General features: G+C 44.2%; 8 protein-coding genes. 3 read left to right on the forward strand and 5 right to left on the reverse strand.

Annotated features, from left to right (window positions below):
- The first annotated feature begins 17 nt into the window (after positions 1-17).
- A complete protein-coding gene (locus THEBA_RS11790) occupies positions 18-1,961 on the forward strand; it encodes a beta-L-arabinofuranosidase domain-containing protein (RefSeq protein WP_014731736.1) in 1,944 nt (647 codons plus the stop codon).
- Between the two features lie 214 nt (positions 1,962-2,175).
- Here the strand turns inward: THEBA_RS11790 and pheA are convergent, their stop codons facing one another.
- Both pheA and THEBA_RS11800 read right to left on the reverse strand, forming a co-directional pair.
- On the reverse strand, positions 2,176-3,024 hold the full coding sequence (gene pheA / locus THEBA_RS11795) for a prephenate dehydratase (protein ID WP_041928262.1): 849 nt from the start codon (positions 3,022-3,024) through the stop codon (positions 2,176-2,178).
- Between the two features lie 384 nt (positions 3,025-3,408).
- On the reverse strand, positions 3,409-3,981 hold the full coding sequence (locus tag THEBA_RS11800) for a MerR family transcriptional regulator (RefSeq protein ID WP_201764208.1): 573 nt from the start codon (positions 3,979-3,981) through the stop codon (positions 3,409-3,411).
- Between the two features lie 592 nt (positions 3,982-4,573).
- Here THEBA_RS11800 and THEBA_RS11805 point away from each other — a divergent pair.
- Both THEBA_RS11805 and THEBA_RS11810 read left to right on the forward strand, forming a co-directional pair.
- Positions 4,574-5,977, forward strand: a complete 1,404-nt coding sequence (locus THEBA_RS11805; protein ID WP_014731738.1) for a DUF1254 domain-containing protein — start codon at positions 4,574-4,576, stop codon at positions 5,975-5,977.
- 264 nt (positions 5,978-6,241) lie between these two features.
- Positions 6,242-10,459, forward strand: coding sequence for an acyl-CoA dehydratase activase (locus THEBA_RS11810; RefSeq protein ID WP_236609159.1), 4,218 nt, complete (start codon positions 6,242-6,244; stop codon positions 10,457-10,459).
- 155 nt (positions 10,460-10,614) lie between these two features.
- Here the strand turns inward: THEBA_RS11810 and THEBA_RS11815 are convergent, their stop codons facing one another.
- From THEBA_RS11815 to THEBA_RS11825, 3 genes are read right to left on the reverse strand one after another with little or no spacing between them, the layout of a single operon-like run.
- Positions 10,615-11,838, reverse strand: coding sequence for a hypothetical protein (locus THEBA_RS11815; RefSeq protein WP_014731740.1), 1,224 nt, complete (start codon positions 11,836-11,838; stop codon positions 10,615-10,617).
- Positions 11,839-11,852: 14 nt separating this feature from the next.
- Entirely contained in the window at positions 11,853-12,659 is an 807-nt protein-coding gene (locus THEBA_RS11820; protein ID WP_014731741.1) for an SDR family NAD(P)-dependent oxidoreductase, read from the reverse strand.
- A 19-nt stretch (positions 12,660-12,678) separates the two neighbouring features.
- The gene (locus THEBA_RS11825) at positions 12,679-13,488 is read right to left on the reverse strand and encodes an acetoacetate decarboxylase family protein (protein ID WP_014731742.1); all 810 of its coding nucleotides are present in this window, start codon (positions 13,486-13,488) and stop codon (positions 12,679-12,681) included.
- Positions 13,489-13,998: the final 510 nt, after the last annotated feature.

Raw genomic sequence — 13,998 nt, forward strand, 5'->3', positions numbered from 1 at the left:
ACAAAGGAAGTGAAACAATGATAGATGTGGAGCTTATGGAACTGCCTCTTGGTGAGATTCGACCTGCCGGGTGGCTGGAAAGACAACTCAAGATTCAGGCAAAAGGTTTGACAGGAAGACTGGAAGAGGTTTGGAAAGATGTGGGACCGGATAGCGGCTGGCTCGGGGGAAGCGGTGAAAACTGGGAAAGAGGACCATATTACTGTGATGGTCTCATTCCTCTGGCCTATCTACTAGAGGATGAAAAACTGAAGGGAAAGGCAGCAAAATGGATATCCTGGACTTTGGAAAGCCAGAACGAGGAGGGGTTCTTCGGGCCCAGGGATAATGATGATTGGTGGCCAAGAATGGTCATGCTCAAGGTTTTGAAGAACTACTTTGAATACACTAAGGATCAGCGTGTAGTTCATTTCATGACCAGGTATTTCATGTATCAACTGCAAAATATAGATTCCAGAGAGTTCGCAATTTGGGAAAACACAAGAAGTGTGGAGAATATTTACGTGATACTCTGGCTCTATAGCATCACTGGAGAAGGGTTCCTGATAGATCTAGCCAAAAGGTTTTTTGAAAAGTCAATGAACTGGTCCAATTATTTCGAAAACTTCAAGTACACAAAACCGACCGGAGAGTATCTGGACTGGGAGAAATTTATGAAAGCTACGGGCGGAAAGGGACTCGAAGGGCTTTACGAATACGAGGAAAGAACGAACAGCACTACATATTCTAAGTTGTTTCAGGAAACTCATGTAGTAAATGTAGTTATGGGTGTTAAGTATCCGGCTTTAAGGTACCTACTCTACGGAGAGAAGAATCAGCTAAAAATAGTCAAAGAAGGAATAAAAAAGCTCATTGATTACCACGGAACATCAAATGGAATGGTAACAGGTGACGAACACTTAAATGGAAACGATCCATCGCGAGGAACTGAGTTATGTGCGGTGGTTGAGTATATGTTCTCACTCGAGATACTCTTTAGAGTTTTCAACGATACAGAGTTCGCGGATATTCTCGAGAAAATTGCATACAACGCATTGCCTGCAACAATTGATAAGGAGCTACTCACACACCAATACGATCAACAAGTGAATCAGATTATGTGCAGTCACGCCAAACGCAATTGGTATAACAATCTAGATGACTCAAATCTCTTCGGACTTGAACCGAACTTTGGTTGCTGTACAGCGAACATGCATCAAGGGTGGCCAAAATTCGTTAAGAATCTATGTTACAAGAGTGATGACGGCGGACTGGTTTTCGGCGTTTATGGTCCTTGCAAGATAGAAACATCCGTAGCGGGGCAGACTATTTTGATAAGAGAAGTAACTGATTATCCTTTTGACGACAAAATCGAAATTCTTATTGATAATAATGCTGATTTTGAAATACCACTTCACTTCAGGATTCCAGGATGGGCCACAAAAAGTGAAGTTACTCTCAATGGTTCAGCGTTTGATCCGGAAAACAATGAGGGTTACCTAACCATAAAACGTTTATGGAACAGAGGTGATAGGGTCGAGTTGGTTTTCCGGTCTAGGGTTAGAACCTCTAAATGGTTCAAAAACTCACTTAGTGTCGAGAAAGGTCCTCTTCTTTTCGCTTTGAGACTAGATGAAAAGTGGAACACTACGAACAAAGACGGGGAGTTTCCTGAATATGAGGTTTATACAACCAGTCCATGGAATTACGCCTTGAAAGTGGATCTTAAGAACCCAGAAAAGAGCTTTTCATTTATCAAGCGAACACAACAATTGTCTGAACAACCCTTTGATCAGAATCTAGTTCCAGTCTTGATTGAAGCCGATGCAGCCAAGGTAGAGGAATGGTCGTGGGAAAGGAATTCGGCCGGGACTCTCCCAGAAAGCCCTGTAAGACCAGAGGGGCCGTTAGAGAAAGTATGTTTGATTCCTTACGGTGCGGCACGGTTGAGAATAGCTCAGTTTCCCTATTTTGAAGAATGAATAACTATATTTTAGAAGAGATTAAGTTGGGCCTCTTTTCAAGGCAATCTGTAGAGAGGAGGCCTCTGTTTTTTGAGAGTTCTGAAAAGGCGTCAACTGAAACACTGCTAATAGATAGCTCTTATAATTATCGATTACCACATACTTATGATAATTTTCACCGCATAATCAGTTTACCTGCACTTTCCGTTACCACTTCCCGTGTCAACGTTATCTATGTTAACTGATTTGAGTTTAGCTCAACATCATTTGCAGATCGATAGGAACCCAGGAGCTTGAAGTAGCTGCAGCGACTGCTTATTGCGTTGACAGCTTCTTCAACTCTCTTTTCCGATACACTTCCTTCGAAATCAACGAAGAAGAGATAGTGCCACATTTCCTTCGTAAATGGCCTTGATTCTATCTTTGTCAAGTTCAAATTGCGATCCGACAGTTCTCCTAGAACTTTGAACAAAGCTCCCGGCTTGTGCTCAGTGGTAAATATCATTGAAGTCTTGCACCTGCCCTCGCACTTTCTGGCTTCTCTTCCCATCAAGAAGAATCTCGTCGTGTTCGTATCAAGGTCCTCGAAACCCATTCTAAGGATTTCCAGTCCATATGTTTTGGCCGCCAATTCGCTGGCTATTGCAGCCGTAAATGGCATCTTTAAAGTGGCCAAGTCCCTTGCCGAGCCAGCAGTGTCATAATACTCTTTCGCCTCAAAACCCTCCTCTTCAATATGCCTCATGCACTGTGACAAAGCCTGATGATGGGAGATCACGTATCTTATGTCCTCAATTTTTACCCCTTCTGGTGCCATCAGACAATGCTCAATTCTAAGCATGACTTCTGCATGAACAAATAGTTCGCTTTCTATGAGGGCATCATATGCTGGAATCACAGTGCCAGCCAGGGAGTTTTCGACCGGCAGCATTGCGCAGTCTACCTTTTCTTCGCTTACAAGTTTCAGCATCTCCCGAAAAGATCTGCATGGAATAGTCGTAGGTGATTCCCCAAACAATTTTCTTATAGCCTGTTCTGAATAAGCTCCGTGTTCACCCTGAAAAACGATACTCCTCTTCAAAGAACTCCCCTGTTCATGAGGCAAATCCACTGCCTGTATATATTCTGTTATTCATGATCCTATCTTTTAAATGTGGATCGTGCTTATAGTAACTTCTGCGAAAGGTCACACAATCCGAAACAAGTAACACAATTATAGCTCTTCAATTGCGACGTTAAGATGAATTAGCCAGTACAAACTGGTCGCAACGCCTACAGGTCAGGAGTTAGGGGTGCTTCCTCAATTGTTTCCAACCGTGCATAGATCAAAAGGCAAATCGAAGAGACCATTGGAAGTCTTCGAACCTATCTCAGCAGCTAGCTTTGCTCTTGTTTGAAACTGGTCGAATTCAGGTGATAGTTCCCATAATCATAGGTAACCAGTTCCATCACCGACACTTTCGGTTCATCCTTCAGATTCCCTGTCTGCATACTCCTGCATCGCTTTTGAAAGAAACTCCGCTAACCCTTCACCATACTTATCTGTGTTTGCTTTGAACCGATCATCCATTACACATCTGCTATCTAGAGCGGCAAAAGACTCAAAACTATAGTAATGTTCAAAGCTATCGTTAAAGACTCTATACATTCTGTCAATTGCTTCCTGGGCAAGATCTGAATCGGGATCTTTGATCCGAATTTCTGCCAGTCCTCTGAAAAGGTCATCCAGTATCCTCTCCATGTCCTTCCTCTCCCGATCGCTCTTCGAAGTGATGAAATCGTTACTCTTTTCGACTGTCTCATCACCCCAAAGCTGTTTCGCTTCTTCTTCATAGGGGTTGTAGGAGAAATCGAATCCTTTGAACTTTTCTCTCTGACTCATCGAATCTTCTCCTTTCAAAGTCTTGAGCGTCCTTTCCAGTGTGCTGAGCATAGCCTCAATTCTCTCTTTCTCCAGCATCAAGTGTTTCTTCTGAAGCTCGAAGGTCTTGACTCTATCGAACCTCGGGTTGCTTGGAAGCTTCTTGATCCTCTCCAAAGAGAAGCCACACTGTCTGAAGAAGAGAATCTGCTGAAGTTTGTCGAGATTTTCTTCTGAATACTCTCAGTATCCATTCTCTGCATTACACTGAGATCTCAAGAGCCCGATTTCGTCATAACGATGAAGTGCCCTGAAGGCCCTAAAGCTCGGCAACCCGTTTTGCGTTCAAGAAATCTCCTCCCATAATCACAAGGATATACTATTACGTTGCGTAATAGTCAAGCAAGTTGATGGTTACGCCGATTCAGGATTCCTTGAACGTCCAGAGTGACTCAAGGGGTTTATTATTACTCTTGTGCTGTACTGATGTAAGTAACTTCACTATATTGTCACTGAAGGTTTCCACGTGCTGTAATAGTATGTGAAGACCTGTTTAGAAATCAAAGAGATGGGTTTGTCGTGGGATTAGTAATTCTGATCCAAAAGAAAAGCAAACTCTTTCTTTCAATCGACAGTCAGACAAATACTAGTTGATATCTACAAGTATCTTTTGCTGAGGTTTGAACCCTTTTAACTGCTGAACATCCTAGGTTCAAAACTGGGGACCGAGAATAGTCAGCAAAGAGCGGTTGCGTGAGGAGATTGAGAAATGGGCATGAAAAACTCTCTGGCATTAATATCTGCGATTCTGGTTTTCGCTGTCATTATTGGTGCAGAATCGACTTCGGTAACAAGCAACTACGAAGAAGCAAGGGAAGTCGCAAGACAAGCGTATATTTTCGCTTTTCCCATGCTTGAGAACTACAGAACTATGGTTCTCCAGGCAGTGATTCCAAATTCATTCAACGAGTTTGAACATCTTCAAGGATTACTGGGGCCGGAGTTCAGAGAAATAGCAAGACCAAACAACGATATGTTGTTCTCGGCTGCATGGCTTGATCTGAGGAACGAACCGGTAATAATAGAGATTCCAAGCATCTGTGAAAGATATTTCTCAGTCCAGTTCATCGACATGTACACACATAATTTCGCATACGCAGGAACGAGAACCACCGGTTGCAGGAAATTGACAGTAATGATCAGTGGCCCGTCCTGTTTCGTTGAGATTCCCAACGAAATTGATGAGGTGTTCACCAGTGAAGGGAATTTCGTCTTCTGCAAAGTAAGAATTTCCGTAAATCCTGAGTTAGAAGGTGATATCGATGCCGTCGCAAAGATTCAAGACAGCTTCAAAATCAGACCTTATGGAGCCTTCTGCGGTAGTCAAACTTCTTCAGCTGTCGAACCGATAGCCTTTCCGCCGTTCAGTCAGGAAAAAGCTGAATCGGCAGGCTTTATTTCGTATTTGAACTTCCTTCTTGGACAGCTTGAGATACATCCTTCTGAAAGGGCTCTTATTGAGCGTTTTAGTCTGATCGGCATAGGCCCAAACCTTCCATTTAGTGAGAACGACTTGCAACCTGAGATGATCATCGCGATTGAAAAGGGAATCGAAGATGCGATGAGGATCATATTCCGGCCGTCCGAGAAGATGGGAGTTACAAAGAACGGGTGGAATTTGACGAAACGGATATTCGGCAGTCGTCAGCAAATGCAGGGAAAATACGAAATCAGGGCGGCAGCAGCATATATGGGTCTGTATGGAAATGATCTCGAAGAGGCATATTACCCCACAAGTTACGTCGATGCCGACAATGAAGCATATGACGGCTCAAAGTACGATTACAGGATTCATTTCGAAAGCCATGAAATACCTCCCACAGAACCCGGTGGGTTCTGGTCGATTACAGTGTACGGTGATGACGAGTTCATGGTTCCCAACCCGATAGACAGATATTCTATTGGTAATCGGTCGAGATTGTTATACAACGATGATGGATCTCTCGACATCTATATCCAGCATGATTCGCCCGGCATTGATCTCGAAAGCAACTGGCTCCCCGCCCCTGACGGACCTTTTTCTTTGTCCTTGAGAATGTACCTGCCTTCACCTGGAGCTCTTGATCCTCTGTACTGCCCTCCAGGAGTGGAGAAAGGAAGACCGCGAGATTAGTCTGGTGTGTCTTAATTCGAACATCCTAATGATATAGAGAATTCGAATCTTCGAATAAGAGGCGAAATGTGGAGACCTGAAATGAAACAGATTACCTGGTTAACACCACGAAATCGTCTTCATTGGAATCCATTTCTTTGAAGATTAATCTTCTTGCAATAAAGTCCACTTAAAAAACTGTAAATCACATAGCGGAAGATTTTTGCGATCCTGAAATACAATAATCTCTGTCTATGCTATCATTGGACTGTTTAATGGTTTGAGGTGAACTTCTTGAATAGAATCGGACTTTGCATAGGCTCAAGCACTATTTCCTGGTATGATGGGCAAACACCCAGGCGACTCCTGCACGAAGGAAATCCACTGAAAGTACTCAAGAGCTTTCTTCCAGAGATTCTTGAAACAGGTTTGGTTGTAGCAACAGGAAAGAAGGGAAGAAAACTGTTGAATCTCCCCCAGATCCCCGAAGTTGAAGCTACTGAATTTGCCTACAAAGAACTGAAAAGCAAGTATGGAGATCATGAAGCGATTATGAGCGTGGGCGGGGAGAATTTTACCCTGTATAAGCTAAACGATAAGGGAAACATTACTGCCGTATTTACAGGCAGCAAATGTGCTTCAGGAACTGGCGAGTTCTTTCTCCAGCAAATGAAGCGAATGGATATCGACCTTGATGATGCAAACGCCGTTGAAACAGACGAGATTTACGAGCTTTCATCAAGGTGCACCGTATTCTGCAAGAGCGACTGCACACATGCTCTCAATAAGGGAACACCAAAAGAATCGGTCCTCAACGGTCTTGGAAAGGTCATGTCTGACAAGATCGGCGAACTCATGCACAGAGCTGGAGTAAAAAAGATACTTCTGGTTGGTGGAGTAACAAAAAACCGGCTTATGCTGAACCATCTGAAAGAAATCGCCGAAATTACCATACCGGATGAGGCTCTCTTCTTCGAGGCCTTCGGCGCTTATCTATATGCTAATACTCTCGAAGAAATCGAGATAGATGAAGAAAGTGTCTTCAAGGAAGGAGTAATGACTTTCCCAAAGAATGAACCTCTTTCGAAGTTTGTAAACATGGTTGATTTCAAGGATATGCCTTTCAAAACAGCTGAAAGCGGCGATTCTTGCATTCTCGGTGTGGATGTTGGCTCGACTACCACCAAGGCGGTTGTTATGAGAGCCAGAGACAATGCCATTCTAGCGAGTTCATATCTCAGGACTATGGGAGATCCTATAAAAGCTACTCGACAGTGCCTTGACGAAATCCGCAATTCATTGGATGTTCCCGTCGAGATAATTGGTCTCGGGGTCACCGGTTCCGGAAGGAAGATAGTGGGTCTTTATTGCGAAACGAGTGCAGTCTACAATGAGATCATGGCTCACGCAAGGGCTGCCTCATTCTTTGATAGAGAAGTCGACACGATATTTGAGATTGGCGGCCAAGATGCCAAATACACTTTCTTATCCAACGGCGTTGCCCTTGACTATGCAATGAACGAAGCCTGTTCTGCTGGTACAGGCTCGTTTCTCGAAGAATCCGCAAAGGAATCTCTGAACATAGATTACAGAGAGATTGGAGAGTATGCGCTTAAGGGTCAATCTCCCCCAAACTTCAGTGATCAGTGCGCAGCCTTCATCAGCAGTGACATAAAGACTGCAATCAACGAGGGCATCTCCAGAGAAGATATCTGCGCCGGCCTAGTTTATTCTATCTGCCTGAACTACACAAACAGAGTAAAGGCCATGAGACCGGTTGGGAAAAAAGTCTTCATGCAGGGAGGTGTATGTCTCAATCATGCTGTCCCAGTGGCAATGGCGGCAGTTACTGGGAAGGAGATAATTGTTCCTCCTCATCCTGGACTCATGGGTGCATTTGGTGTATCACTCATGGTTAAGGAAAAGCTTCAAGCAGGCCAACTGGAAGAGGAGCGCTTCGAGCTAGGAGCCTTGATCTCAAAAGAAGTGCGCTATCTCAACACCTTCATTTGTAACGGTGGAGCAGAGAAATGCGACAGGAAGTGTCCAATCCGAATAATTGAAGTTGGAGGAAAGAAGTTTCCCTTCGGTGGTGCTTGCAACAAGTACGAAAACGTTCGTCTTAACCTTCCCATAAACAGAAACGAATACATATATACCACCGATAGGGAGAAGATAGTCTTTGAACTGCCGGAAGAAAAGGGCCTTGAGACTATAGGAATCAGCAAGTCTCTCTCAATGAATACTCTCTTTCCCCTGTTCTCGAATTTCTTTAGCAGTCTCGGGTTCAGAATTGTCGTACCGGAAAAGTCCGACCCCAGGGGCTGGGACAGAAAGAAGTCCGAATTCTGTTTTCCAGTCGAACTGTCTCATGGTTATATTTATGATCTTCTGGAGAAGAATCCCGACTATTTCTTCATTCCAGCAGTCAAGGGCTTAGAGGTTGCGAACTCCGTTGAAAACTCGGTGTTCTGTCCATTTGTCCAGAGCGAACCGGACTGGTTAATGGGGAGTTTTGAGGAACTCAAATCGAAAAGAATTTTGACAGATTTCTTCGACTTCTCGCGGGGCTTTGAGAAAGAGAAGGAGAAGTTCGTCTCGCTTGCGAAGTTACTGGGAAGGAATCGCAAAGAAGCTTTGACTGCCTTTTCCAATGGAGTAAGATCCTACGAAGACAGCGTAAGAAGGATAAAAGAAATCGGAGACAGATTTCTTGAGAACCTAGAGAAATCGGATTTCGGTGTCGTTATCTTCGGCCGAGCCTACAATGCCTTTTCCAGTGATGCCAATATGGGGATCCCAGAGAAACTCGCTTCACGTGGAATCCCGGTGGTAACTTTTGACGCTCTTCCTTATGAAAACGAAAAATCGTATGAGAAGATGTACTGGGCCTGGGGCGAGATGAACTTGAAAGCGGCCAGATATGTAAGAAGCAATCCAAAGCTATTCGCACTTTACATAACTAACTTCAGCTGCGGGCCTGATTCGTTCTTGATCTCCTTCTTCAGAGACATTATGGGGAAAAAGCCATCTCTGATTCTGGAACTGGATAGTCATACGTCAGACGCCGGAGTGGAGACAAGGATAGAAGCCTTCGCCGATGTCGTCAGAAGCTCCCTCGAAAGAAAGACGAATTTGGGCGAGAACAATAGGGCGAAACGGCCAAAACTGTTGACGAACAATGGGACTTTCAGTATAGAACTGCAGGACGGAAGACACATACCCATTACAGATCCTTCGGTCAAAGTAATCGTTCCCACCATGGGCGAGTTTGCGGCTCGGCTTATGGCGGCAGCATTCGAAAAAGTCGGTATAAACACTCACGTTCTCCCCAGGCCAACCGAACTGGAGTTTCAACTGGGAAAATCCAACTCATTATCCAAGGAGTGTTTGCCTTTTCACCTGACTTTGGGAAGCCTTATTCGTTACCTCGAGGAAAACAAGGACGACGAAAGCATACTTATGTACTTCATGCCCGATACTCGCGGACCTTGCCGATTTGGACAGTACAGCACTTACATAGATCTTTGGCTAGACAAGAACAACGCGAGCAATGTTCTCCTTTTCTCTCTCAATTCTGAAAACGGTTATGCGGGCATAGGACTCAAGGCGAAACTGAGAATCTGGGCGAGCATGATTATCGCAGACGAATTCTGCAACGTTGAAAATGCCCTGCTTACACTGGCATCCGACAGAGATGAGGCAGTCAAAGCGACCAAAGATGCCCGCAAAATCATACTTGAGAGTGTTAGACGAGACTCCTTTAGTGAGATGACCAAGAAACTGGAGGAGATTTGCGAGAGTATCTCTCACATTCCTCTAAAGAGTGATTTCGAAAGTGCACCGAAAGTCCTTCTCTCGGGAGAAATTTACGTCAGAAATGACGAATTCTCAAGAAAGTCTCTGGAGCTATTTTTTGCCGACAACGGAATAATCATGCATGCCTCTCCAATTGAAGAATGGATATATTATCTCGACTACATTCTGCTGAAGAAATACGTTCCGACCGAACTCGGTCCACTCAAGAGGGGAACGAAACACGTTGAAATCCTTGTAAAACAGGCATTTGAAAAAAGAATCAAGAAGATTCTTGAGAAAAGTGGACTGTACAAATCACACTTTGTCGACATAGAATCCATGGTAAACACTTCGAAGGACTTTTTGAATCCGAAGCTTACCGGAGAGGCAATACTTACTCTTGGGGCCGTTTTGTTTGAATCGATAGATACTTACGATGGCGTTATTTCTATAGGCCCATTTGGGTGTATGCCTACAAGGATTGCCGAAGCTGTTGCTGAAAGAGGTCTGGAACACCTGAGAGAAAACTCTAGCAAGCTCAAGAGGGAGATCTTCAAGATCGCTGGCAACATTCCGATTCTCTTCTTTGAGTCCGATGGAAACCCGTTCACTCCAACCGTTGAGAGCAGGCTTGAATCGTTTGTGGTGCAGGTGAAGAGAGTCAAATCACTTTCGATGGAACTGGAAAGCCAGGAATTCAAATAACACTTAAGAGATCAGGAGTCGCATCGCGACATGAATGATCCATGATTCGAAAACCGAGTTTCCGGACGATAATTCCTCCAACGCATCAAGACTAAAGGTCACACAAAGTTGTCGTGTGAATCAGATGAAACGGTTTTTTCTCTGAATTGAGTTGATTAGCTTTGATATATCTCTAGCGATGATTCGGTTCCCATCTCCTTTTGGATTCTGTCTATAATGAACAAAATGTAAAGCAAGTACAGGAGCACCACCCCATTAGCCGCCAAAACCACGCCAATAACCAGTCCCGGCAAGAGATGAGAGATCAACATAGATAAACCGAATGCAATCGCAAGAACGTTCAGAATCAGCTGAGAGACGTTCAACTTCACCAGTATCTTTGGAATCTTACCTTTCTGTTGATCGGTACTGCTCACCCGCCGTCCAAGGAACTTGCCAATTGAAATCGCTCCGCCTAGAATGTTTAGAACCCCAACAAGAACGGTCAGAGGATACACCAGAACCTCTGGAATGATGCACGACACAGTTCCAAGGGCAGCGAATACAAAACCTATAAGGATTACAGGTAGCGACCTTGGAAAGACCCCTATCGGGGTGCTTCCCGAAGCAATCATCTGGATCGCAAAAATCATCATCAGAAGGCCAAGCTGGGCACTTCCTGAGAACGGTAAGAGACCTAGATTTACCGGTATCAACAGGACGCCCAGAATAATCATAAAAACACTTGTAAATAGAATCATGGCCCTGTCGATGGGTAGTTCTACTTCTCCGTCTTTGCTCTTCTGTTCTTGCGGGTAAGTGCTGTATATCTTTCTCAAAACAAACGAAAGATATACTACAGCGACTCCATAGATCAGAACAAGGATCGCCGTCATTTGAACACTTAACAGGCTCTGATTCCAAAGAAGTACTGATATGAGAATCGATGAAACATATGCCACCGTGCATCCGGCAATCAAGTGTTTGAAGATTCCACCATATTTGGACCAGGCTTTGAGCTTATCCTTCGAAAGGATCATCTGAAGAAGCAATAGAGCTCCTCCCGGGCCAAAGAAAAGGAATAGCAGAAGCCTGGGAATATCATTGAAGGCATCTGGAATGAAACAGGTTATCGTTCCAATTCCACCAACGATAAGCCCCGCCAACACGACAAACTTCGATCGTCTTAAGTCGCCAAATGGTGTTTTCCCCATTGAAATGATCTGCAGGGAGAACATGACCAGCAGAAGTCCGTAAAGTCCATTCTCATAATAGGGAAGTCCTCCGGTAGCCACTGGAAAGAGCAGTATCCCCGTAATAAGAAGAATAAGCCCGGCTATCATCAAGATTACTACTTCAAGAGACAGCTCCGATTCGCTAAACACTTTTGTCAAATTCATAGGCAGCCGCCCAATCAATAGTAGTTACCTTTGGTTCTGTAGTTCTCCAGTCTCTCTGCAGCCAAATTCAGTGCAAACTCATCAAATTTCTCTCGATCTGTTCTATACATTTCGTCAAAATCGCGGTATTTCTGCGGGAAGACTATAAGCAGATCTCCTTTCTCCATCTTCTCGAATATGTAGCTCACCGCTTCTTCGACAGACACTGAATCTGGTGGAGGAGTAAGTCCTCTGAAGATAGCCGTTCTAACATTTCCCGGACATACAACACTGAATCTCAAGCCCTCATTTTGAAGCTCGTAATACAAGCTTTCAGTGATAGTCTTCACCGCACTCTTTGTACCTGCATAAAGCGCTTGATATGGAACTGGGACCAGTCCCGCTATAGAAGCTGTATTTACTATGTGACCAGATTTCTGCTCTCTCATAATTGGAATGGCTTGGTATGTTCCGTAGATCACTCCCCAGAGATTGATATCTATCAAATTCTTCCAGATCTCAAGAGTCACCATCTCGGTTGGAATCGTCATTCCTATTCCGGCATTGTTGAATACAAAGTCAAGATGTCCTTCGTACTTTCTTGCTGATTTGATGATCTTCTCTACCTGCTCTTCTTTTGTCACATCAGTAAGGAATGGTACTGCTTCCCCTTCATACTTTGAATTAAGTCTTTCCGATTCTCTATCGAGATTCTCCTGACTTACATCTGCCATAAATACTGCCTTCGCGCCTCTAGAAAGCATTCCCTCGGCCAAACCGAGCCCAATTCCTGAAGCGGCCCCGGTAACAACAGCAACTTTCTTCTCAAAGTATCCGTTCATCTCTTCCTCCTCCTGTAATTTATGGAAGTATCCTGGAATCGCCGACATTCAACCTGACAATTCCTTGGGCCATACTTGCCGATGTAACCCTTTTGATCGGCAAAGCTTCCAATGATCTTATGATCCTTGTCTGCAAAGGATGTTGCTCATAAGAAAGGCCAGTCCACTCCACAGAGCCTGTACCAATCCACATTTTCTTCAACACCATCTCTTGAGGATACAGAGTAGCATGGCTCAGAGTAGCACCACCCTTTCCCAAATTAGGCAGATATCTCCACCCAAACAGATTGATCTTCGAATCCTTGTTTAGCTCCGACAGATCCTCTTCACTTACCTCATCACCTCTCTGAAGATCGATTTTTAGGAAGGTGAACTGCTCGTAGCTGGCCGCCACAAACCAGTGATTCTCCAGATGACGCTCAGACGAAATGTCTGCGAACACCTTCGGCACTCCATCCTCTTCACGTCCCCCGATTATCGGGCAGGTCTTGTTTTCCCACACTACAAGCGCGTAGACTCCTTCAAGACCCTCTGAGTTTCCAACATACTTTACAGGTGTCGTCACCTGAATGAGCCTGTACTCTCCCCCAATCATCCAGTCCACATCCCGACAATTGGTATACTGGACACTGACAACCGGCTCCTTAAGTTCGAAGTCCTCGGGAATGTAGCTTAATAGAGCATTTTCGTCTGTTTCATAGTCAACAGAGATAACTGTATTATCACCGTAGACAACTCTAACCGGGTAGAATGGGGCCCCACCGAAATGCACCGGCATCTTGTAGATAAAGTCCGCGTTAAACACGAATTTCCCTTTTTTCCCAGACACTTCACTTCCTCCTCTCATCATTATGGATGATGGAACTCAATATCCTGCCGCACGCATATTCTTCTAGATCGACAAGATTCTCGAAATCATCTCGGAGAATTTGCTCTATCATTGACCTTTAATGAATCTAAAACCGTCTGGCAATCGTCGAAAAACTGGTAGATGAAGTCAGGATGAATAGGGATTGTATGGGAAGCCCGGCCTCTAATTCATGTTAATTAGATCACAATATCTAATGAACTTCCAAGCAAAAATGAATCCATCACAACATGAGCAATAAGCGTAATGTTCAAATAATATCAGCATAAATTATGTCGCTTCCACATGATATTGTCTCCGAGGCCTCTGCTTCATAGTTTCTTTTTAACTACACGGAATTGCTATATTTGATCAGTAGTACTATCGTCTTTTCTCATAGAAAATCGCTGTTCAGCAGCGACTAAGATTCCCCTTTCAAAGCTTAATTCACTGTATAATTGGAGCAAATTCGCGCTCTTTGTAGATTCCGTA

The sequence above is a fragment of the Mesotoga prima MesG1.Ag.4.2 genome (genome assembly GCF_000147715.2).
GTDB lineage: Bacteria > Thermotogota > Thermotogae > Petrotogales > Kosmotogaceae > Mesotoga > Mesotoga prima.

Coding starts and splice junctions, on each gene's coding strand:
- THEBA_RS11790 (WP_014731736.1), top strand. CDS start 18: ATGATAGATGTGGAGCTTATGGAACTGCCTCTTGGTGAGATTCGACCT.
- THEBA_RS11805 (WP_014731738.1), top strand. CDS start 4,574: ATGGGCATGAAAAACTCTCTGGCATTAATATCTGCGATTCTGGTTTTC.
- THEBA_RS11815 (WP_014731740.1), bottom strand. CDS start 11,838: ATGAATTTGACAAAAGTGTTTAGCGAATCGGAGCTGTCTCTTGAAGTA.
- THEBA_RS11820 (WP_014731741.1), bottom strand. CDS start 12,659: ATGAACGGATACTTTGAGAAGAAAGTTGCTGTTGTTACCGGGGCCGCT.